At 36.8% G+C, this 22,146-nt stretch carries 22 protein-coding genes and 1 riboswitch; all 22 genes read left to right on the forward strand.

The genetic code is table 11. From position 1 onward, the window contains the following. The first annotated feature begins 227 nt into the window (after window positions 1-227). The 22 genes from Q1A47_RS05155 (at window position 228) to Q1A47_RS05260 (ending at window position 22,144) form a co-directional block, all read left to right on the forward strand. Complete coding sequence (locus tag Q1A47_RS05155) at window positions 228-701, forward strand: flavin reductase family protein (protein ID WP_026681703.1); 474 nt, start codon at window positions 228-230, stop codon at window positions 699-701. A 60-nt stretch (window positions 702-761) separates the two neighbouring features. Then, a complete protein-coding gene (gene hpaE, locus Q1A47_RS05160) occupies window positions 762-2,264 on the forward strand; it encodes a 5-carboxymethyl-2-hydroxymuconate semialdehyde dehydrogenase (protein ID WP_211911267.1) in 1,503 nt (500 codons plus the stop codon). Between the two features lie 38 nt (window positions 2,265-2,302). Beyond that, entirely contained in the window at window positions 2,303-3,283 is a 981-nt protein-coding gene (gene hpaD, locus Q1A47_RS05165) for a 3,4-dihydroxyphenylacetate 2,3-dioxygenase (RefSeq protein ID WP_026681705.1), read from the forward strand. A gap of 40 nt (window positions 3,284-3,323) precedes the next feature. Continuing rightward, window positions 3,324-4,244, forward strand: coding sequence for a 2,4-dihydroxyhept-2-ene-1,7-dioic acid aldolase (hpaI, locus tag Q1A47_RS05170; protein ID WP_121604938.1), 921 nt, complete (start codon window positions 3,324-3,326; stop codon window positions 4,242-4,244). Between the two features lie 157 nt (window positions 4,245-4,401). Further along, a complete protein-coding gene (locus tag Q1A47_RS05175) occupies window positions 4,402-5,190 on the forward strand; it encodes a fumarylacetoacetate hydrolase family protein (protein WP_026681707.1) in 789 nt (262 codons plus the stop codon). Then, window positions 5,187-5,948, forward strand: coding sequence for a fumarylacetoacetate hydrolase family protein (locus Q1A47_RS05180; protein ID WP_026681708.1), 762 nt, complete (start codon window positions 5,187-5,189; stop codon window positions 5,946-5,948). Before Q1A47_RS05175 ends, Q1A47_RS05180 begins: the two co-directional genes overlap by 4 nt. A 22-nt stretch (window positions 5,949-5,970) precedes the next feature. Beyond that, window positions 5,971-6,351 (forward strand): 5-carboxymethyl-2-hydroxymuconate Delta-isomerase, encoded by a 381-nt coding sequence (locus tag Q1A47_RS05185; RefSeq protein WP_026681709.1) that lies wholly within the window; start codon window positions 5,971-5,973, stop codon window positions 6,349-6,351. A gap of 169 nt (window positions 6,352-6,520) precedes the next feature. Next, window positions 6,521-7,198: a GntR family transcriptional regulator gene (locus Q1A47_RS05190; RefSeq protein ID WP_026681710.1), complete on the forward strand. Its 678-nt coding sequence runs from the start codon at window positions 6,521-6,523 to the stop codon at window positions 7,196-7,198. 484 nt (window positions 7,199-7,682) lie between these two features. Further along, window positions 7,683-8,717: a TRAP transporter substrate-binding protein gene (locus tag Q1A47_RS05195; protein ID WP_246484698.1), complete on the forward strand. Its 1,035-nt coding sequence runs from the start codon at window positions 7,683-7,685 to the stop codon at window positions 8,715-8,717. A 15-nt stretch (window positions 8,718-8,732) separates the two neighbouring features. Beyond that, window positions 8,733-9,221, forward strand: a complete 489-nt coding sequence (locus Q1A47_RS05200) for a TRAP transporter small permease (protein WP_026681712.1) — start codon at window positions 8,733-8,735, stop codon at window positions 9,219-9,221. Next, window positions 9,211-10,515 (forward strand): TRAP transporter large permease, encoded by a 1,305-nt coding sequence (locus Q1A47_RS05205; protein WP_166530335.1) that lies wholly within the window; start codon window positions 9,211-9,213, stop codon window positions 10,513-10,515. Before Q1A47_RS05200 ends, Q1A47_RS05205 begins: the two co-directional genes overlap by 11 nt. A gap of 264 nt (window positions 10,516-10,779) precedes the next feature. Then, window positions 10,780-10,826, forward strand: a riboswitch (PreQ1 riboswitch). A gap of 86 nt (window positions 10,827-10,912) precedes the next feature. Then, window positions 10,913-11,578 (forward strand): 7-cyano-7-deazaguanine synthase QueC, encoded by a 666-nt coding sequence (gene queC, locus Q1A47_RS05210; RefSeq protein WP_026681714.1) that lies wholly within the window; start codon window positions 10,913-10,915, stop codon window positions 11,576-11,578. Next, window positions 11,575-12,024, forward strand: coding sequence for a 6-carboxytetrahydropterin synthase QueD (gene queD / locus Q1A47_RS05215; RefSeq protein ID WP_026681715.1), 450 nt, complete (start codon window positions 11,575-11,577; stop codon window positions 12,022-12,024). The genes queC and queD overlap by 4 nt, the downstream gene beginning before the upstream one ends. Then, window positions 12,005-12,727 (forward strand): 7-carboxy-7-deazaguanine synthase QueE, encoded by a 723-nt coding sequence (gene queE / locus Q1A47_RS05220; RefSeq protein ID WP_026681716.1) that lies wholly within the window; start codon window positions 12,005-12,007, stop codon window positions 12,725-12,727. Before queD ends, queE begins: the two co-directional genes overlap by 20 nt. A 275-nt stretch (window positions 12,728-13,002) precedes the next feature. Then, entirely contained in the window at window positions 13,003-13,197 is a 195-nt protein-coding gene (locus Q1A47_RS05225) for a hypothetical protein (protein WP_026681717.1), read from the forward strand. An 8-nt stretch (window positions 13,198-13,205) separates the two neighbouring features. After that, window positions 13,206-14,378: a rod shape-determining protein RodA gene (gene rodA, locus Q1A47_RS05230; RefSeq protein ID WP_026681718.1), complete on the forward strand. Its 1,173-nt coding sequence runs from the start codon at window positions 13,206-13,208 to the stop codon at window positions 14,376-14,378. Beyond that, the gene (ftsW, locus tag Q1A47_RS05235; RefSeq protein WP_026681719.1) at window positions 14,379-15,494 is read left to right on the forward strand and encodes a putative lipid II flippase FtsW; all 1,116 of its coding nucleotides are present in this window, start codon (window positions 14,379-14,381) and stop codon (window positions 15,492-15,494) included. A gap of 132 nt (window positions 15,495-15,626) precedes the next feature. After that, on the forward strand, window positions 15,627-16,805 hold the full coding sequence (locus Q1A47_RS05240) for a hydroxymethylglutaryl-CoA synthase (RefSeq protein ID WP_026681720.1): 1,179 nt from the start codon (window positions 15,627-15,629) through the stop codon (window positions 16,803-16,805). A 686-nt stretch (window positions 16,806-17,491) separates the two neighbouring features. Further along, on the forward strand, window positions 17,492-19,183 hold the full coding sequence (locus Q1A47_RS05245; protein WP_026681721.1) for a peptide ABC transporter substrate-binding protein: 1,692 nt from the start codon (window positions 17,492-17,494) through the stop codon (window positions 19,181-19,183). A gap of 611 nt (window positions 19,184-19,794) precedes the next feature. Continuing rightward, complete coding sequence (locus Q1A47_RS05250) at window positions 19,795-20,739, forward strand: ring-cleaving dioxygenase (protein ID WP_034679204.1); 945 nt, start codon at window positions 19,795-19,797, stop codon at window positions 20,737-20,739. 308 nt (window positions 20,740-21,047) lie between these two features. Then, the gene (locus Q1A47_RS05255) at window positions 21,048-21,203 is read left to right on the forward strand and encodes a hypothetical protein (protein WP_161629274.1); all 156 of its coding nucleotides are present in this window, start codon (window positions 21,048-21,050) and stop codon (window positions 21,201-21,203) included. A gap of 137 nt (window positions 21,204-21,340) precedes the next feature. Next, complete coding sequence (locus Q1A47_RS05260) at window positions 21,341-22,144, forward strand: carbon-nitrogen family hydrolase (protein ID WP_308035987.1); 804 nt, start codon at window positions 21,341-21,343, stop codon at window positions 22,142-22,144. Window positions 22,145-22,146 lie beyond the last annotated feature (2 nt).

The raw sequence follows: 22,146 nt of genomic DNA on the forward strand, positions 1-22,146 counted from the left end.
TCTCTAATACAGTTATAAATTGTAATTTACTTAAGCCAACAGGCAGCCACATGAAGGAAGCTATAAGGTTCTCAAGTGGTATATTGCAATATAACGGTGATAGCCAATGGTTGGTGGTAGTAAAATCGAATGCGTTATGAGTAAGACTACCAAGATAGATGTTCTAAGTAATTTCCATGATTTCCGTAGAGTCAGTTTCCATCTTACAATAAAGGAGGAGAATTAGCATGGAAAACAGAGAGTTTCGTAATGCAATGGGGAGATTTGCCACTGGAGTTACGGTAATTACAACAAAATCGGGAGATAATCATCATGGCATGACAGCGAATGCGTTTATGTCTGTTTCACTAGATCCTCAATTGATAACGGTTTCCATTGACAATCGAGCTAATATGTTAAATAAAATAAACCAGTCTGAGAAATTTGCTGTTAGTTTTCTGTCTGATAAGCAGCAGGATATTTCCATGCACTTTGCTGGTCAAGCAAATGCTGACGAGGAAATAGAATTTGATTATATACAACAAGTTCCGGTAATCCAAAACGCTCTAGCCTCCATAGTATGTGATTTAGATCGTAGCGTAAAAGTTGGAGATCATACATTGTTTATTGGTAAAGTGATCGATATGAATGTAACAGATGGAAATCCGTTAACATTCTTCGGTGGAAAATACGGAAAACATGAACCCGTTGAATATGTATAGTTAACGATCGAAATTATTATATATGATTTAATATATTATATTCAAAGGAGTGGAAATCACATGGCTAATCAAGTAGCTGATCAGCATTTGAAAATGAAACAGCAAACAAAAGATATCAAGCTCTATATCAATGGAGAATTCGTTGAAGCCGAAAGTCAGCACACATTTGAAAATATAAGTCCATATACAAATGAAACCATAAACAAGGTTGCATCAGGTGATCAAGCTGATATTAAGAAAGCTGTACAGGCAGCAAGAGCTGCCTTTAACGGAGAATGGGGCGACTTAAAAGTAAAAGATCGGCTTGCATATGTCTACAAAATTGCAGATCTTATTGATGAGCATATTGAAGAGATAGCCCCTCTAGAATCATTTGATACTGGTTTACCAATAAGTCAAACCAAGAAAATGGTGAGTAGAGCAGCCTATAATTTCCGTTTTTATGCTGAAATGGTTTCTACGCGCATGGTAGGAGAAGCATATCAAGTGGATGATGAATTTTTAAATTATACCATTCATAAACCAATTGGTATTGCTGGGTTAATTACACCATGGAATGCACCATTTATGTTAGAAACATGGAAAATAGCACCAGCATTGGCTACTGGGAATACCGTTATCTTAAAGCCGGCGGAGTGGTCTCCATTGACTGCTAATCGATTGGCAGAAATCATAGACAAGGCAGGACTTCCTAAAGGCGTATTTAATGTAGTTCACGGTTATGGAGAAACAGCAGGTGCTTCCCTTGTAGCACATCCCGATGTTGAGTTGATTTCATTTACTGGAGAGACGACTACTGGCTCAGAAATCTTAAAAAATGGTGCGGACGCTTTGAAGAGCTTTTCTATGGAGTTAGGTGGAAAATCACCAATTATTGTTTTTGACGATGCTGATGTTGAACGTGCACTTGATGCATGTACATGGGGGATATTCTCGTTTAATGGAGAGCGCTGTACGGCGAATTCGCGCTTGTATGTGCATGAACATATAGCTGATGAGTTTATTCATAAGTTAAAACAACGTATAAACAAGATAAAAGTAGGAGATCCGTTAGAAGCAGATACACAGGTTGGTCCACTTATTCATAAAAATCATTATGCTAATGTCAGGAATTATCTTGAAATTGCTAAAAAAGAAGGATGCGAAGTAATTAGTGGAAATGTTCCAGACAGCAAAGGTAATTACGTTGCGCCAACCCTTATTCTGAATGCAACTAATCAAATGCGTGTGATACAGGAAGAAATATTTGGACCAGTTATTGCTGCAATGACATTTACAGATGAACAAGAAGTTATTGACTTAGCTAACGATGTTCGCTACGGCTTAGCTGGTTACGTTTGGACACAGGATATACAACGGGGGCATCGTGTTGCTCAAGCGATTGATTCTGGTATGTTATGGGTGAATTCACAGAATGTACGTGATTTAAGAACACCATTTGGAGGATCAAAGCACAGTGGAATTGGTCGTGAAGGTGGACATTATGCCTTTGAATTCTATACGGAAACACAAATTATCCATGTTGCTTTAAAGGATCATCCTATTCCGCAATTTGGAAAGTAATAGCTGTCATGATTTTATATGGGGAGGGGAATGCCAGCATGAACTTTGATATTATTCGTTCAGGTCGTGCCATTTTACACGTAACCGATTTAAAAAAGTCTAAAGCTTTTTATGAAGCGCTCGGATTTATCGAGTCAGAAGCGGATGATGAGAATATTTTTTTCCGCGGGCTGGAAGAACACAATCATCACAGCCTCTGGTTAAGAAAGAAACCGGAGGCTGCTGTGGAAGCAATAAGCTATAAAGTTACCTCTGAAAAAGATCTCGATGAACTGGAGAAATTCTTTCTTAGCCAAGGCAATGATGCGAAGTGGTTAGAAAAAGGGACACAACGAGCACTTGGGCGTGCATTACGAGTTCAAGATATTTCTGGTTTACCATTAGAATTTTACGCAGAAATGGAGACGGTTGACCGCCTATTACAACGCTATGACCTGTATAAAGGTGCGAAAGTACAGCGGATTGATCATTTTAACTGTATGGTACCAAATGTGGAGCAAGCATATGACTTTTATATCAACCAACTTGGATTTATGTGTTCAGAATATACCGTTGGAGAAGAAGATAAAATATGGGCTGCTTGGCTACATCGTAAGCCATCCGTTCATGATGTTGCATTCATGAATGGGCAAGGACCACGGCTACATCACATTGGTTTTTGGCTAAAAGACCCAATGAGTTTAATAGATGGTTGTGATGTGCTTGCGGCTATGGGGTATGGACCAAATATTGAACGTGGGCCAGGTCGTCATGGATTATCCAATGCCTTCTTCTTGTACCTAAGAGATCCAGATGGTCATCGAATTGAATTATATAATGGAGATTATTTAACGAGTGACCCCGACTTCAAACCAATTAAGTGGGATTTAGATGATCCAATGCGACAAACATTTTGGGGACATGAAGCGCCGGACAGCTGGTTTGAAGAAGCGTCTAGAGTTTTGGATGTACAAACTGAGAGAAAATTGCCGCTACATGAACCGAAATTGAAAAAAAGAAAACCGCAATTTGTACTATAGGTTAATTCAAATCGTTTAATGAAAAGAAAGGATGAGCAAAATGACCAAGACATATGAGGAAATAAAGCAGCGTTTAAGGGGGTCAATCACTCCAGTTATTACACCGTTCAAAGCTGATTTTTCAATTGATTACGATAAACAATCGGAACTGATTGAATATCAGTTGAACAATGGTACACATGCGATTTCTGTTACAGGTACATCAGGGGAACCAAGTTCACTGACCATTGAAGAACGGGTCAAAGTAATGGATAACGCGAAGAAAACAATTAATGGTCGAGTACCATTTGCACCAGGTACTGGCTCAACGAACCACGATGAAACCATGTATTTAACAAGAAAGGCACAAGAAATTGGTGCAGATGCAGCCATGGTTATTGTTCCATATTATAATAAACCGAATCAGCAAGCATTATATAAGCATTTCAAGACGGTAGCAGATTCGGTGGATATACCAATTATTGTATATAATATTCCGGGTCGCACTGCATTAAATATGGAAGTAGAAACATTAGCTAAATTAAATGAGGATTGTCCAAATATTGTGGGTGTTAAAGAATCAAATAAGGATTTTGAACATGTGAACAGAGTAATGCTTCGTTGTGGTAGAGACTTCCTATTATATTCAGGTATTGAATTACTTTGTTATCCGATGTTGACTATTGGTGGTGCAGGATCAATCAGTGCAACAGCTAATGTAGAACCAGCAAAGGTAGCGGAGATGCATGATGCATGGACAATGGGGGATGTGAAGCGTGCACAAGACTTGCATTTTGAATTAATGAAATTAAATGATGTCCTATTTAAAGATACAAACCCTGCACCAGTAAAGACAGCTTTAGGGATGATGGGGAAAATCGAACCCGTATTACGACTGCCGATGGATTTACCTTCAAAATCGCTTCAAAACGAAATTCGTGAAACCTTGGTTGAATACGGGAAACTTTTACAGCCCACTTAAGGAGAACAACATAAGAGCAAAAGTAAGCTAGTCAATGGGCAATGAGGCTTATGGGTATATTTTTTCATAGTACTTCGAGCTTAAGCAATAATCTTTTGTAACAGGATTGGGTATTGCTTAAGCTTGGTATATAGCTCAGAAAAAAGGATGATGAATCATGAAAACCGTTCGCTTAAAGATGTCAGGTATACAGCATTATAGGGAAGCCAAGGTCGATGTTGAAAATGGGAAAATCGAAATTGCTGGAACATCGTATAAGCAAGAGGAGGTTTCGTATGATATCCCTGTGTCTGGAACAGTTTACGGTACGTTATTAAACTATCAGGGCGAATACAAACAACTAGAAAAGGCTATGTATGAAACACCATATCTAGCCCCTCCCAAAGCACCGATTTTATATATTAAACCTGTCAATACATTTGCTTCTGCAGGATCGATGATTGTCCTACCTGAGGACATTTCAGAACTAGAGATGGGTGCAGCCTTAGGTGTTGTAATAGGTAAATCAGCAACCAAGGTTAATGAAGTCGAAGCATTATCGTACGTAGAAGGATATACGATTGTAAATGATGTTACTATTCCACATGATAGTGTTTATCGACCAGCTATTAAAGAAAAGGCTCGCGATGGTTTTTGTCCAATTGGACCCTGGGTTGTAACACGTGACTCTGTAGATAGCCCTAATGATTTACAGATTCGAGTAAGGATTAATGGTGTGTTGAAACAAGAAAATAATACGAAAAATCTTATTCGTTCCGTTGAGAAACTAATTGCTGATGTGACCGCGTTTATGACATTAGCAAAAGGTGATGTGCTATTAGTTGGCATACCAGAAGACCCACCTGTTGCCAGAATAAATGATGTTGTACAGATTGAAATTAACAAGATAGGTATATTAGAAAATACGATAACTACCGAAGAAGCACTAGTAGGAGGGAGAGCATGAAGCATGCACGAATTGCTTATCAGGGACTTGTCCATGAAGCAGTTGTTGCAGAGGATGGTATCCAACTAAATGATGGAAGAATGGTAAGCGAAGATCAGGCAGTGTGGCTGCCTCCAGTTAAGCCAAATACAATTTTTACATTAGGTTTGAATTATGCCGATCATGCGAAGGAATTATCGTTTTCTCCAACTCAAAAAGACCCACTTGTATTCTTTAAAGGTCCAAATACACTAATTGGTCACAAAGCCAGCACCATGCGTCCAAGTGATGTTGCATTTATGCATTATGAATGTGAATTAGCGGTCGTCATTGGCAAGGAAGCGAAACAGATAAGAAAAGAAGTTGCATATGATTATGTTAAAGGATACACAATTGCAAATGATTACGCGTTACGTGATTACTTAGAGAATTATTACCGGCCAAACTTAAGAGTGAAAAATCGTGACGGTTGTACACCAATAGGACCATGGTATGTAGATAAAGCCGATGTGAAGGATCCTATGAATTTAGCATTGCGTACATACGTCAATGGAGAAAAAACACAAGAAGGATCAACTGCTGATATGCTTTTAGGAATTCCAGAGTTAATTGAATACTTAAGTGGATTTATGACCCTGTTCCCAGGAGACATTATTTTAACCGGCACCCCAAAGGGCTCCATAGATACAGCAGTAGGAGATGAAGTAGTAACCGAGATAGAAGAAATCGGTCGTCTTGTCAATACAATAGTTGGGGAGGAAGCCTTTCTATCTAATTAATATGGCGAAAGGAGAAGAGCTTGTGCCACATGTAATCATTGAATACACAGATAATTTAAAAGCGGCGAGTATCCCAAAATTATTGAAAACAATAAATACCACACTACTTAACCATCAAGATATCATTCCGATTGGTGGACTTCGTTCCAGAGCTATTGAATTGAGTGATTATCTTGTCGCTGATGGTACTCAAGATGACGCTTTTGTACATGCTACGTTAAAAATAGGAAAAGGACGAACGGAAGAAGAAAAAAAGCGATTAGGTGATGATTTGTTTCGTGCCATCGAACAGCATTTTTCTACGATCTATAAAGATCGTTATCTTGCATTATCTATGGAAATCTATGAATTTATCTCTCCTACGTATAAATTAAATAATATTCATCAGCGCTATAAAAAATAGTATTGGAGAAAGTTCAAAATAGTTACTAGCACAAAGCGATCAAATATTTATGCCAAATAGCTGGGAAAGGCCTGCCACCAATTGATGTTATCCTAAAGGGTAACCTGTTGAAGAGGAGGTATGTAACCATTTTGACATCATATATAATATAGTATATGATTAATCCACTATGGAAAATAAAACAATTACTAAAAAACAAAAAGCTTATGATTATATGAAATCAAGAATTATTGAAGGGTACTATGCACCTGGTCAACGCATTGTCATTAATCAATTAGTAAAAGAACTATCTACAAGTGCAATTCCAATACGAGAAGCTGTACGGCAATTAGAAGCAGAGGGATTAATTGATTATCAGAACAATATTGGACCGGTAGTTACGCCAATTGATAAAAACGAGTATTTAGATACGATTTCCGTATTAGCAGTTATGGAAGGATATGCGACTGCATTGAGTAACCAACAGGGCTTCTCAGAAGAGAAAATAACGGAGTTATCAACGAAAAATCAACAAATGAAAGAGGCTATTGAAGCATTTGATTTTCAGGCTTTCGGAAGATTAAATCGGCAGTTTCATGATTTAATCTATACCCATTGTGAAAATAGATTTTTGGTTGAGGAAATTCGCAAATCTTGGAGAAAGTTAGACTCAATACGGAGAACAGGTTCTGCATTTCATCCTAAACGTGCTTTTGCTTCTATTCAAGAGCATCAACAACTCATAGATTTACTTCGTAGAAAAGCTGATTTTGAAACGGTTGAAAAGGTAGCTCGTATGCATAAATTAAATACAAAGGAAGCATTTAAACATCAACGTAACCAAATCCATGGAGATGCCTTTATATAATATGCAAGGTGTTATTGGATCGATTTTTTTGCTGGTAATTATACACGATGGCAATGCTTATGGGAACAGATAAGGTGGAGTATGTACTTGTTCACAAGATGAAAACCGTGCTTGTAAAAAAGGCTCATATTCCTGTTATGTAAGTAGGGAGCTGACGAATACAGACAGCTCCTTTTACATAGTCTAGGAAATTAAAAAATTAGCCCATGTCGATAAATATGGGCGTGTCAAGCCGGGTCCAGGTTCAGCGCTCAGAAACGAGGTGACTTCATGAATTGCTCTACAATAAGTCATCATCGGTTCGTAAGCACACCGTGATTCCTTATCTCCGTTGCCTCGCCAGTCGTTACGTTTCTAATCGAAAGAGAAAAAATTCTGATAATTCACAATTGACATTATATATGATCTTATATATAATTTTGTATACCAAATGGAAGCGTTATCAAAAGGATGATGGCTGAATTTATTCCTTGGAGGGAAAATGATGTTTGATAAGCTTGGATATTTTATTGGGATTATTGTATTGCTTTTACTAACAGCTTGTTCTGAAGGAATAGCTTCCACTGGATCACAACATAATTTAATTATTTCTCATTTTTTACCCGGGAGTCATCCGGTTCAGACTCAGGTGTTACAAGGTATAGGTAATGAAATAGAAAAAAAGACAGATGGAGACATAACCTATGAATTATATCCCTCCAATGCATTGGGAGTGGCAGGATCACAATATGATATGGCTGTTACGGGAGAAGCAGATATTGCATTAAGCGTTCATGGATATTCTCCTGGGAGGTTTCCATTGATGTCTGTTATGGAACTACCTTTTTTGGCGGAAACAGCTGTCCATGGTTCGGAAATAATAGCAAATCTCTATGAAGAATTTCCAAGTATTCAGGAGGAGCATGCTGATACGATACCATTATTTTTATTTACCGCAGAACCTGCTCAGTTAATTACGAAAAATCACCGTATTGAATCACCTGAAGATGTAAAAGGTTTACGTGTTCGATCTCCATCTCCGTTAGCTAATGATATTTTGGAAGCATTAGGAGCTGTACCTGTATCTATGCCAATGGGAGATGTTTATGAGTCACTAGAGCGAGGTGTTATCGATGGAGCGATGGTTCCTTTGGAAGCGCTTTATAATTATCGTCTACATGAAATAGCGGCTTATATCACAATTGGCAACTTCTCTGCAACTCCTTTCTTTTCGGTAATGAATAAGGAAGCATATTATCGTTTTACAGATTCGGAAAAACAGGTCATAAATGAAGCTACAGGAATAGAAGCGTCTATAGAAAGTGGAAGTGTTTTTGATGTAGACGGTCAGACAGGAAGGAAATTAGCAAAAGAAAATGGAGCAGAGGTAATTGATTTAACAGAGGAGCAATTAATTCCATGGAGAAAGGCATTGGACCCAATTGTTCAAGCATGGATAAATGACATGGAAAATAGGGGCTATCCCGGTCAACATATTTATGATCGAGCATTTCAATTAAAAGCGGAGCTAAAGAAGTAGAAAGAAGGTGATTAGATGGACAGCATAATGAAGCAATTAAGTAGAGTCATTCATTATATTGCTCAAGTCATTCTATTATTGATGGCGATCTTGATTACATTAGATGTACTCAGTAGATGGATTCTTAAAGCTCCTATCACGGGTACGGTCGACTTTACGGAGCTAGGTCTATCACTTGTCATCTTCTTAAGCCTAGCTTACACACATGTCAGAGAGGGACATATTACAATTGACTTTGTAATTGAGCGATTCTCAACTCGTATACAGTGGATATTTGAATCTGTCATTAATTTGTTAATCACGGGTTTAATGCTACTTGTAGCATGGAGTACCTGTGAATATGCAATTCGTCTCTTTTACGCTCATACGGTAACAGGTGATTTACGTATTCCACTTTTTCCGATCGCCATGTTAGCAGTTATAGGGACAATGTTATTCGCGCTAACCGCATTTCTGCATGCTATTCATTATTTGCAAAAGGTGGTTCATTCAAATGAGTCCTGAAATAATCGGTTTTATTAGTATTATTGCATTGATTGTCTTGTTATTACTAAAGGTTCCCGTAGGTATTTCTCTTTTATTTGTAGGCTTGACAGGTACAACATTAATAAGAGGTTGGGATGTGGCATTTGCTCAGCTCGGTAGGACTCCATTTGACACGGCGAGTTCCTATTCGTTAAGTGTTATTCCATTATTTATTTTGATGGGCATGATTCTTTCATACACGGGATTGGGAAAGGATTTATACAAAGCTGTAGACAGTTGGGTTGGTCATCTTCGGGGAGGATTAGCAATGGCCACCATTGGTACTGCAGCCATTTTTTCTTCCATTTCTGGTTCACTTAATGCGACAACTGCAACCGTTTCTAAAATTTCACTTCCTGAAATGGAAAAATTTAAATATCAACCGAGTCTATCGACAGCTTGTGTAGCAGCAGGTGGTACACTTGGAATATTAATTCCGCCAAGTGTGATCTTAATTTTATATGGAATTCAAACAAGGGAAGCAATTGGGGCATTATTAATAGCAGGTATTATTCCTGGTGTCATTCAGGTCATTATCTTTATGATTATTATTGCAATTCTTGTTCGGCGTAATTCAACATTAGCACCTGCGAGATCTGAACAAGCAACAATTCGTGAGAAATTACTTACATTAAAAAATGTTTGGCCATTTTTAGGCTTATTCTTAATTAGTATTGGTGGAATCTACTTAGGTGTTTTTACACCAACCGAAGCTGCGGGTGTAGGAGCAATGGGTGCAATTATTTTCGCTTTTTTATCTAGAAGACTTGACTGGAATAAACTAAAGCAATCATTTAATGAATCGTTACGGTTAACTGCCTATATCTTTTTAATACTTATCGGAGCTACATTATTTAGTCAGTTTCTCACAATTAGCAGACTACCTGTGAAGCTTACTTCCTTTGTGAGTGGGTTAGAACTTAACGCATATGTAATTCTGATCTTAATATTAATTGTATTATTTATATTAGGATGTTTTATCGAAGGCTTATCCTTAATCGTTTTAACGCTTCCAATTATTTATCCGATTATTATGGAACTTGGATTTGATGGTGTCTGGTTTGGAATTATTATGGTGATGGCAATCAATATAGGATCATTAACACCCCCGTTAGGAATTAGTATCTTTGTTATTAAAGGAGTCGCGACTAATATTCCAGTACAGACAATTTTCCGAGGAGCTGTGCAAATGATCATTGGGATGATCATTTGCATCGTATTGTTAATCGTATTTCCGCAAATAGTAACGATATTACCTAGCTTAATGAAATAAAATATATTAAAGATCTTCTAAAATGCAAAAGTATTGCTATACATATATCCCTTCGTTGAAAATAACCGATCATTGCTTACGGAAAATTAAAAGCTCTAAATTCTTCAGAAGTGGGCATTGCTTTATAGCCGAACTTCTGTGACTTATACAAATAGTAATGAACCTATTCAAGCTACATTTATAGTGAAAGAAAGAAGTATCTTTCATAATTAGTTTATGAATGGTAAACTAGAGCTGCAACTTAATTAAGAAATCTGTAAAAATACAGGAGAGGTTCGCAATTCCATCCCTCTATAAAAAACTAAGGAGACCAAAACAACACCCTTCTTAGTGTTGTTTTTTTGATGGGAAATGCTAGTTAACGAACACTCTTCTTTGTCGAGGAGGAGAAGCGTCGATGAACGACCAAAAAGCGATAGTTGTATTCAGTGGAGGCCAGGACAGTACTACTTGTTTGTTTTGGGCGCTGAGAAAGTTTGAACATGTAGAAGCAGTAACATTTCAATATGGTCAGCGCCATATCGAAGAATTACAAGTTGCGAGAAATATTTGTGAACACTTGGAAGTTACACATCATCTGTTGGATATGAGTTTGTTAAATCAGTTAGCACCAAATGCGTTAACTCGAAAAGATATCGAGATAACAGAAAATGAGGGAGAGCTACCATCTACCTTTGTCCCTGGAAGAAACCTTATGTTTTTATCGTTCGCAGCAATTTTAGCTAAGCAAATAGATGCCAAACATTTAGTAACTGGTGTCTGTGAAACGGATTTTAGTGGTTACCCAGATTGTCGGGATATTTTTATTAAATCACTGAATGTAACAATAAATTTAGCAATGGATGAACAATTTGTTTTGCATACACCGCTTATGTGGTTGGATAAAGCAGGGGTGTGGGAGTTAAGTGACCAGCTAGCGGCTTTTTCATTTGTGAAAAATAATACGTTGACCTGCTATAACGGAATCAAAGGCAGTGGATGTGGGGAATGTCCGGCATGTAAATTAAGAAAAAATGGGTTAGAAAAATATGAAACTAATCGGAAGAGGGAGCAAGCAAAATGATACAACAAATCTATCCTGTTCCACATCATAACTATTCCTATGAAATTAACAAAGACTTTCATTTTGCAGCAGCACATTATATTCCACATCAAGACACTGGGAGATGTCAGTCCATGCACGGACATACATATTTTACAAATATTACGATTGTTGGTGAAACGCTTAACCACACAGGATTTTTAGTTGATTTTAAAGAAATAAAGGATTTGATTCATAAACGCTTTGATCATGGTGTTATGAATGAAGATATTGCTTTTTCAAATGTGTGTCCTAATACCTTTCCAACAACAGAAATTGTTGCTCGGACGATTTATGAATTAGTACAGGAATATTTAGATGGTTTTTCGCATTCTCCGCGTTGTATCCAAGTGTATTTACGGGAAACGCCTTCTAGTTATTGTGTTTATCGTCCAAAGGAGAATATAGATGAAAATACCAGTAATTGAAATATTTGGACCGACCATTCAAGGGGAAGGAATGGTTATTGGAAGAAAGACCATGTTTATACGAACTGCTGGTTGCGATTATTCCTGTTCATGGTGTGATTCAACATTTACATGGGACGGATCAGAGAAACATCTCATTAAAATGATGGAAGCAGAGGAAATAATGCAAACCTTATATCAAAAGGGTGGAGATCAATTCGGCCATGTAACGATTTCAGGTGGCAACCCAGCGTTACTTAGCCAATTGAGTCGCTTGATTGATTTACTCCATCACGAACAAATAAAAGTTGCTATTGAGACACAGGGAAGTAGATGGCAATCGTGGTTTACTAAAATTGATGATCTAACGTTATCACCAAAGCCTCCTAGCTCAGGGATGAAAACCAATTATCAAACGTTAGATTTTATAATTGATTCGTTACAACATCGACAAAAAGGAGAATATAGCTTAAAAATTGTGATATTTGATGAGGGTGACTTAACATACGCTGAACAGATTCATAAAAGGTATCCTCAGGCTAAATTATTTCTTCAAGTAGGAAATGATGAAATTGGTATGGAAAGTTCAGATAAATTGATGGAGCACTTACTTCAGAAATACGAAGCGCTTATTGAACGTGTAATGACAAACAACATCTTAAAAGATGTGCGGGTGCTCCCTCAATTACATACCTTTCTCTGGGGGAATAAACGCGGTGTATAAGAACACGATGGAGATGAGATATATCTTATCCTAAAGTCTTCACTTTTAAAGAAAAATGATAGGGAAAAATTATAAATATGTAAAATATTTTTACAACCAAAAAGCCGAACTAGATTCAAATGAGAGCGGGTAAAACGTTTCGAATCTAGTTCGGCTTTCTCTTTGGCTAAATTCTTATCTCAAATTCTATATTGATGACTTATTGTCATTTTTTGTTGACATTATGTCATCATGAAGATAAGCTAAATGAAGATACGCTTGGGAGGAATAAATTCATGGCAGCGGACAATTGCAATTTTCGGCATGGTCATTATTTTCATGATCAATTTCTATCAGTTAGCCCATTTAGTAAAGTGTCAACAATGGATAAGGTTACTATGTTAACTATTTTGAATGGGAAGCGACAGGGAGCATCAATCATTTACTGGTGTTTAGGAGAATACATAAACTCTATTATCTATGAAAGGTAACTAAATTCATGAAGGACACTACGTTTAGCCGTATACGTTTTTTAATTATTATCTTAATCTGTTTATTTTTATTTAGTCTGGTGGCTGTGTATAGTGGGTCTGGTCAGTATGCAGTGGCAGATGAGTTTTACTTTGTAAAACGACAATTGTTTTGGTATATAGTTGGATTTCTTATGTTGATCATGGTTGCTTGGTTTGACTATGAATTACTAGAAAAATGGGCTTTTCCAATGTACCTTATTGGGGTTTTGATGTTAGTCTATGTCCAATTGTTCGGTACAGTAAAAAATGGTTCTCAGCGATGGATAGATTTGGGGATCTTTCAGTTACAACCCTCTGAGTTTATGAAACTATTTTTAATTCTTTATATTGCTGTTCTTTTAAAGAAGGCTGGTAGTAAACGTCTATCATTCATTGCTAGTATTCCAGTTGTATTAAAGGTTTCCATCGCAACGGTAATACCATTATTTTTCGTATTAATGCAACCAGATTTAGGTTCGGGCTTAATGATCGTAGCCTCTACATTGACGTTTTTATTTGTCTCCCATATTTCTACAGCTATGCTTTTATTGTTAACCGTTAGCTTAATTGCTTTAATTATTCTACTAATAACCTTATACTATTTGAATTTTGAGTTGTTTTCTCGTTTTTTTCAAGATCATCAATTATCTAGAATTTATGGTTGGTTGAATCCGAATGAATTTGCATCCGATTATGGTTATCAATTAAAGCAGGCTATCCTAGGTATTGGTTCTGGGCAATTAACAGGAAACGGGTTTAACCAGGGTGTGCAAGTCCAAAATGGGCAAATTCCAGAAGCGCACACTGATTTTATCTTTACGGTTATCGGTGAGGAATTTGGATTTATAGGTGCAAGTATATTGCTATTATTGTATTTTCTACTAATTTACCAAATTATGAGGACTTCATTTCATTCAGGTAGCTTGTTTGGTGTTTATCTTTGTATTGGTATTAGTGGGTTAATGGCATTTCAAATTTTCCAAAATATTGCTATGACAGTTGGTTTGATGCCAATAACGGGTATTGCACTTCCTTTTCTCAGCTATGGTGGTAGTGCTTTATTAACTAATTTAATTGCATTAGGAATAATAGCTAGTATCCGAATCAGATCTAATCGTCGCTATGTATTTGGAAAAAATGTATTGACACAAGGTGATTAAATGAAAGAAAAAATACAGCAAATGGATTATCTCTTATTAATAACTGTTCTTTTGTTATCGGCATTTGGTTTAGTAATGGTATATAGTGCTAGTTATCCGATTGGGTATGAAGTTTATCATAATAGTACTCATTTTTTTGTTAGACAGTTTCTTTGGGTGTTAATTGGTTTCTTATTCTTGATAGTCACCGTACTTATACCACTGCATCGGATAAATAGAATGGTTCCATTGCTAGTTATATCATCTATATTTTTTTTAGTTCTTGTATTAATTCCTAGTATTGGAATAGAAAGGAATTATGCACAAAGATGGATTTCAATAGGTAGATTTGTCTTTCAACCAACAGAAGCTATCAAAGTTTCAATGGTTATATATTTTGCCTATATATATGCGAGAAAACAATCGTATATTCACAAGTTTGGCAAAGGTGTTCTTCCACCTCTTCTGCTATTAGCAACTGTATTTATGCTTATCTTATTACAGCCAGATCTTGGAACAGCCTCTCTAATTCTATTTTCCTGTGGAATTATTGTATTCTGTTCTAGAGTTAGATTTATACATTTAGTCGCGCTAGGTACTATTGCGATCTTAGGTGTAAGTTATTTTGCATACACATCACCGTATCGGTTGCAACGCTTAACATCTTTTCAACAGCCATTTGAAACCGCTGCTACTGATGGGTATCAACTCATAAACTCCTATATCGCAATAGCAGCAGGAGGAATAACTGGTAATGGACTAGGGAATAGTGTTCAAAAATTAGGTTATCTACCTGAAGCTCACACGGATTTTATTATGGCAATTATAGTGGAAGAGCTCGGCATAGTAGGTTTAATTATAGTGCTAGCGGCTTATTTAATGATTTTCTATAGAGGCATTCATATAGCTTTTCAACAGAGACATATGTTTCCCAAATTATTAGCTCTGGGCTTGACATTTCAAATAATTATTCAAGCTATATTAAATCTTGGAGCAGTTTCTGGAATGTTACCAGTTACAGGGATTACGCTTCCTTTTATTAGTTATGGGGGTTCTTCTTTGCTGTTTATGCTAATTTCTGTTGGAATATTAATTAATATATCTACATTAAAATACGAAACCGTTAATACACGATGATTGTTTTTGTAGTTAGATTATATTATCATTTATGGTGTTGGTAATAATAAAGGAAACGATTGTGAAGAGAATCACTAATGTAACGAATACGATGGTTATAAAAATGACATTAGTTAGTAAAGGAGTAGAACATTGAAGATAGGTATAGACAAAATTGGGTTTTACACACCACATTTATATGTAGATATGAATAAATTAGCTGTGGCTAGAGACGTGGAGCCAGAAAAATTTACGATTGGAATTGGTCAGGAAAAGATGGCTGTTGCTCCAATTACACAAGATTCAGTGACAATGGCTGCTAATGCAGCTTGGAATATACTAGATGATAAAGATAAGGAAAACATCGATTTTATTATATTCGGTACAGAATCTGGAATTGATAATTCAAAAGCAGCAGGTGTGTATATTCACGAATTACTCGGATTAAACCAACATGCACGAACAATTGAGGTAAAGCAAGCCTGTTACGGAGCTACTGCTGGAATACAGTTAGCAAAAGGTCATATCGCCTTAAATCCAGATAGTAAGGTGTTAGTGTTGGCATCTGATATTGCTAGATATGGATTGAATACTGGTGGTGAGGCTACCCAGGGTGCAGGTGCAGTTGCAATAGTGGTTAGTGCTGATCCGGCGATTCTTGCGTTAGAGGACAAAAGCGCATATTTAACATCTGAAGTAATGGACTTTTGGCGCCCAGTATATTCGGATACAGCTATGGTAGATGGAAAGCTTTCTAATGAAAAATATATTTCTTTCTTCGAAGAAGTATGGGAAGATTATAAGAAAAAATCATTATTGACGTTAGCTGACTTTGCAGCCATTTGCTTCCATTTACCATATACAAAGATGGGTTTAAAAGCATTACGTACGATATATGAGGAAGGAACAACAGAAGATAAAGAACGTCTTTTAGAAAACCTGGAATACAGTAAGCTGTATAATAAGCATGTTGGTAATATTTATACCGGTTCTTTGTATTTAAGTTTCCTTTCACTGCTTGAGCAGAATAAAGGCTTAGAAGCAGGTTCGAGAATCGGATTGTTTAGTTATGGATCAGGAGCTGTTGGTGAATTCTTTACAGGGATAATACAGCCGAATTTTCGTGAACATTTACTAATAGATCAACATGATCATCTACTATCATCAAGAAAAGAACTATCTGTTGAAGCATACGAAGAAGTTTTTAACAATACGTTACCGACAGATGGTTCTAGTTTAGAATTAGACATCACTGCCGACCCTGCCAATATCACTTTAGCTGGTATAAACAAGCATATTCGTCATTACGTAAACAAAACGAATCACAAGTGAATATAATGATAAATCGGATTACTATAAGAAATCAGAAGCTTGTAGAGAAACTTTTTTGTTTCTTTGCAAGCTTTTTTATAGTCTAGGAAATGATGAAATTGTCCCATCTGGATAAATAGGGGCGTGCTGAGTCGCGCCCAGCTCCAGCACCCAGAAACGAGGTGACTTCACGAATCGTCCTACGAAAAGTCATGATCGCCCCGCAAGCACACCGTGATTCCTTCATCTCCGTTGACTGACTCCAGTCGCAACGTTTCTTTTGGGCGCTTGCACTTTTGTTCTGTATGTCTCTGTTTGTTCGACTCCCACTTCGCTTTTACACAAGTGACAATAGAGAAACCTGTTCAGTTATTTTGGTAGCAATTCTATTTTTCTTTCCCAATTAAAAAATTGGTCGAGAACGAAGTAAGTGGTCATTTTCATATGCTACGAGCTCTTCTAATTCCACATCATGTTACGTCTTTTTTTCGTTACTCTTGGTGAAAATTCTCAAACATTATTATAAGTTGTTTAGAAATTCTACCAGCTGAATTAATGTAATTTTGTGTTTTGATAGTTTATTATTAATTATCATAAATAAATTAATTTTCTAAAAAATACTTTACAACTTTCTTAAGTTAAAGGTATAATTCTTAGTAAGTTTTACTAGCTTCTGCATCACTAGAAAAATAAAAGGGGGCTTTATTATGAGGCTAAGAAGCTGGATATTATTCCTCGTATTTGGTCTATTAATCAGCGTAATTGTTGCCTGCTCCGGTGAGAGTGAGGACGCATCGACATCTGAAGAGGAAACAGATGAGGCAACAGCAGATACGAATGAAGAAAAAGAAGGAGAAAAGGTATTAAATTTTATTAACCCCGAAGCAATCCCGTCAATGGACCCTTCACTTGCAACTGATGAATCATCTTTTATATATTTAGCAGCCACGACGGAGGGGCTTTATCGATTAGATGAGAATGCGCAACCCGTAGAAGGGATCGCAACTGACCATGAAGTAAGTGACGATGGACTTACCTGGACGTTTACTTTACGAGAGGATGCAGTTTGGGAAAATGGAGACCCTGTTACTGCCCATGATTTTGTTTATTCATGGCAGCGGGCTGTTAATCCAGAAACCGGATCAGAATATGGTCCATATATGATGAATGGTGTCATAAAAAATGCAACTGCAATTAGTTCTGGAGACAAGCCTATTGAAGAGTTGGGTGTTAAAGCTGATGGAGATTATACACTAGTAGTAGAACTAGAGAATCCTACAGCATACTTTGAATCTTTAACAACATTCGGTACCTTTTTGCCATTAAACCAGAAGTTTGTTGAAGAGCAAGGTGATAATTTTGCTACTAGTTCCGATACACTTCTAGCTAATGGACCATATAAAATAACGAATTGGAAAAGTACTAGTAGTTCTTGGGAGCTTGAAAAAAATGAAGATTATTGGGATGCCGATACTGTGAAAATGGATAATATTAACTTTGAAGTGGTAAAAGATCCTCAAACGTCTGTTGATTTATATGAATCAGGAAAGATTGATCGTGTTGATTTAACTTCAGATTTAGTTGATCAATATAGTACAAATGATGATTATGTCATTACTCCTGATACATTCGTTTACTTCATTAAATTTAATCAAACGACAACGGATGTTACTGCAAATGTAAATATTCGAAAGGCAATCAGTAAAGCATTCAACAAACAAGCGCTTGTTGACGAAATTTTAAATAATGGATCCATTGTTGCTAATGGTCTGGTTCCAGCTGATTTCACGCCAATGCCTGAAACTGGTGAAGACTTCAGAAAAGTTAATGGAGACCTTGTGACGTATGATATTGAAGAAGCGAAGAAATTATGGGAAAAAGGTTTAGAAGAGATTGGTAAAGATTCTGTTGAACTTGAACTGTTAACAGACGATGATGAAACAACAAAGTTAATGGTTGAGTATATTGCTAATCAGCTTTCTACAAACTTACCAGGTCTTAACGTTACGTTAAAGCAAGTACCTAAAGAGCAGCGGCTTGATCTGGATACAAGCATGAATTATGAAATTCAAGTTTCTAGATGGGGTCCAGATTTCCTTGATCCATTCACGTATATGAATCTTTGGACAACAGATAGTGGCAATAATATGATGGGGTATTCTAATGAAGAATACGATAACTTAGTGAATGCAACTACTTCCTCCTTAGCTACAGATAATGTAGCTCGTTATGAGAACTTTTTAGAGGCTGAGAAAATCCTTTTTGAGGACGCAGCTATTGCGCCGATTTATCAGGCTTCGAGAGCACAGCTTGTTTCTCCGAAAGTAAAAGGTGTTTTTGTGAATCCGTTTGGAGCAACATATGAATACAAATGGGCTGATGTAGGATCCGCTGAATAATTTAATGTACATGTATTAGGAGAGTCTGGGACAAAACACAACTTTTTTACTCAAAATACGAATAATCATGTTATCAATATCAGTATCATCGCCGCACCGTGAAAATATACGCTCTTTCCGCGGGCACGGCTTCAGCTAACTTGGTAAAGAAAAACACGTTACCACGTGGATCTTCGGACTCGTGCTGTTCCCGCCGGAGTCTCGCTTATTTCAGGTGCTAAATGAATGACTTTAATCAAAAAACGAACGATAATTAATTTATGATAATTATCGTTCGTTTTTTACTGTTTCTTCATTTTTTTGTGATAAAGAATTTAAAATATAGAAGAATACCCCTCCCACCCATAGCATTTTCACTCAGCCCATACAGTATAACCGTTAAGTGACTAAGTTTGGAGTTCTAAATTGCCTTACCTTGTGCTGCGGTGCTTTTAAGCAGACCAATTATTGCTTCATTGAGCCTATTACATAATAGGATTTGATTCCTGTAAATGTTTAGCTAGTCAATTACTTGAATAATATAGTGTTAGGTTGACAAACTAAGCATAAATCGCTATTATTATCTTTAATTAATAATACTTTAATTAAAGATAATTCATCAAAGGAAGTGTATAGTTGTGAAAAGAACAGCGGGAATTCACCATATTTCAGCAATTGTTGGCCATCCGCAGGAGAATGTAGATTTTTATGCAAGTATATTGGGGTTGCGACTTGTGAAGAAAACGATCAACTTTGATGATCCGGGTACGTATCATCTTTACTTTGGAAATAAAGAGGGAAAGCCAGGAACAATCATTACTTTTTTTCCATGGACCAATGCCTTTCCAGGTAAAATTGGTGATGGTCAAGTTGGTGTCACCTCGTATGCTATTCCACTGGGGGCGATGGATTTTTGGCAGGAACGATTTAGAGGTTTTGGCATCCAGTTCACAATGGAAAAGCGTTTTAGAGAAACGTATTTACGTTTTAAAGACCCCCATGGTCTACAATTAGAGCTTGTAGAGCGAGAAAACGGTGACCGGAATAATTGGACTTTTGGTAACATAACTCCTGAAGCGGCAATTAAAGGTTTTGCTGGAGCAACGTTATTTTCTTCGCAACCTGAAAAAACAGCGCAGGTACTAGAAGAAATAATGGGATTAGAGCGAATGGAAGAAGAAGAGGACCTTATTCGTTTTCGGTCTTTTGGGGATATTGGAAATATGATTGATTTAAAAACTACATCTGCTGGGCGTGGACAAATGGGAGTTGGAACAGTTCATCATATAGCTTGGCGTGCTGAAAATGATGCCGACCAATTAGATTGGCAAACATATGTTAGGGAGAGTGGTTATAGTGTAACAGCAGTTAAAGATCGAAATTATTTTAACGCAATATACTTTAAAGAACATGGTAATATATTATTTGAAATTGCTACAGACCCTCCTGGATTTTCCCATGATGAATCATTAGCGACGTTAGGGGCAGCGTTAAAATTACCAGAGCAATATGAGATTTATCGTGGGAAATTAGAAAAAACATTATTTCCTATTAAAATTAGGGGATTGGATCAATAATAATAAATTTGGAGGGGGGTAGCGTAGGAGTGCTTTCTTTGAATCCAATACATTTAATTGGTAGTGTGGTATCGCGATCGATGGCATTTGAGACTGAAGACAGTACTATTCATGGAGCACCATCAGCTTTTTTAATATCGTATCGTAACATCCTCCAACCATTCCACGGTCTTTTCAGCGCAAAGAGGATAGAATACAAAAGGATAATGTTAGAAATATTTTACAATCCAAAGCATTTGTAGTTCATATCGTAAATGAACAAATGTCAAGTAGACTAGAACATAGGGTGGTCATCTATCGGCAGGATTATGTGTTATCATGAAGATGGAGACAACTATAAGCAAGGAAGAATTAACCATACAGCATTAGGGGTAGTAGCATTAGGGGTAGTAAGTCGCTTTGCTGGTTCCATCACTAAGTTAGGTAATCGTTTTTCGATATCTGCCACAATAGAATGTAATTAAGTGAAGGTAGTATTATAGAAACTGCTTTCGCTTTTCAATAATTTGAATATTGATAATTATGATAATTGTGATGTATGATACGTAGTGGTGAAAAGCATAAAGGGCTAGAAGTAAAAAACGATGTTGGAGGGATAAGAATGATATTGAAATATGCTATCTATCAGATGGATATTGTCCCTGGTAACCCGTCCAAAAATCGAGCTAAAGTAAAAGAGTGGATGAAAAGAGAAGTAGCTAAAAATAAACCAGATGTTGTTGTGTTACCAGAAATGTGGACAACTGCTTATACACTACCATCATTAGATGAACAAGCAGATATAGGTGGTGAGCCAACAAAAGGTTTCTTACAAAACTTAGCGCTATCGCTAAATGTAAACATCATTGGGGGCTCAGTTGCAAATAAAGTGAATGATTGCTTCTATAATACGTCCTTCATTATTGATCGTAATGGAGTTGTTGTGTATCAATACAATAAGGTCCACTTAGTTCCTATGCTAGATGAGCATAAGTACTTAACAGGTGGTCAAAAGCCCCCAACAGTGTTTGAACTTGAAGGAGTAAAGATGGGTGTAATTATATGTTATGACTTGCGTTTTCCGGAGGTCATTCGTTCTTTAGCGCTTGAGGGAGTCGAAATTCTTCATGTCGTTGCAGAGTGGCCAGAGGCTAGGGCTGCTCATTGGAGAATCCTCCAATTGGCGAGAGCTATTGAAAATCAGATGTACGTTGTTTCTGCAAACAGAGTAGGAGAATATAATAATATTCTATTTTGTGGTAAGTCGATGGTAATCGATCCTTGGGGAGAAATAGTAGTGGAGGGTTCAAGGTATTCCGAGGACTCATTCTGCACACAAATTGATGCATCAACAGTTCCTCAAGTTAGAAAAGATATACCTGTTTTTGAAAGTAGAGTACCACACTTGTATAAAAAGTTGTTTTAGCA

The organism is uncultured Virgibacillus sp. (assembly GCF_947495635.1).
Taxonomy (GTDB): domain Bacteria; phylum Bacillota; class Bacilli; order Bacillales; family Amphibacillaceae; genus Virgibacillus; species Virgibacillus salarius.

Coding starts and splice junctions, on each gene's coding strand:
- Q1A47_RS05175 (WP_026681707.1), top strand. CDS start 4,402: ATGAAAACCGTTCGCTTAAAGATGTCAGGTATACAGCATTATAGGGAA.
- hpaE (WP_211911267.1), top strand. CDS start 762: ATGGCTAATCAAGTAGCTGATCAGCATTTGAAAATGAAACAGCAAACA.
- Q1A47_RS05260 (WP_308035987.1), top strand. CDS start 21,341: ATGATATTGAAATATGCTATCTATCAGATGGATATTGTCCCTGGTAAC.
- Q1A47_RS05205 (WP_166530335.1), top strand. CDS start 9,211: ATGAGTCCTGAAATAATCGGTTTTATTAGTATTATTGCATTGATTGTC.
- Q1A47_RS05225 (WP_026681717.1), top strand. CDS start 13,003: ATGGCAGCGGACAATTGCAATTTTCGGCATGGTCATTATTTTCATGAT.
- Q1A47_RS05245 (WP_026681721.1), top strand. CDS start 17,492: ATGAGGCTAAGAAGCTGGATATTATTCCTCGTATTTGGTCTATTAATC.
- Q1A47_RS05155 (WP_026681703.1), top strand. CDS start 228: ATGGAAAACAGAGAGTTTCGTAATGCAATGGGGAGATTTGCCACTGGA.
- ftsW (WP_026681719.1), top strand. CDS start 14,379: ATGAAAGAAAAAATACAGCAAATGGATTATCTCTTATTAATAACTGTT.
- queD (WP_026681715.1), top strand. CDS start 11,575: ATGATACAACAAATCTATCCTGTTCCACATCATAACTATTCCTATGAA.
- Q1A47_RS05200 (WP_026681712.1), top strand. CDS start 8,733: ATGGACAGCATAATGAAGCAATTAAGTAGAGTCATTCATTATATTGCT.
- Q1A47_RS05190 (WP_026681710.1), top strand. CDS start 6,521: ATGGAAAATAAAACAATTACTAAAAAACAAAAAGCTTATGATTATATG.
- Q1A47_RS05195 (WP_246484698.1), top strand. CDS start 7,683: ATGTTTGATAAGCTTGGATATTTTATTGGGATTATTGTATTGCTTTTA.
- rodA (WP_026681718.1), top strand. CDS start 13,206: ATGAAGGACACTACGTTTAGCCGTATACGTTTTTTAATTATTATCTTA.
- queE (WP_026681716.1), top strand. CDS start 12,005: ATGAAAATACCAGTAATTGAAATATTTGGACCGACCATTCAAGGGGAA.
- Q1A47_RS05180 (WP_026681708.1), top strand. CDS start 5,187: ATGAAGCATGCACGAATTGCTTATCAGGGACTTGTCCATGAAGCAGTT.
- hpaI (WP_121604938.1), top strand. CDS start 3,324: ATGACCAAGACATATGAGGAAATAAAGCAGCGTTTAAGGGGGTCAATC.
- Q1A47_RS05255 (WP_161629274.1), top strand. CDS start 21,048: ATGTGTTATCATGAAGATGGAGACAACTATAAGCAAGGAAGAATTAAC.
- queC (WP_026681714.1), top strand. CDS start 10,913: ATGAACGACCAAAAAGCGATAGTTGTATTCAGTGGAGGCCAGGACAGT.
- hpaD (WP_026681705.1), top strand. CDS start 2,303: ATGAACTTTGATATTATTCGTTCAGGTCGTGCCATTTTACACGTAACC.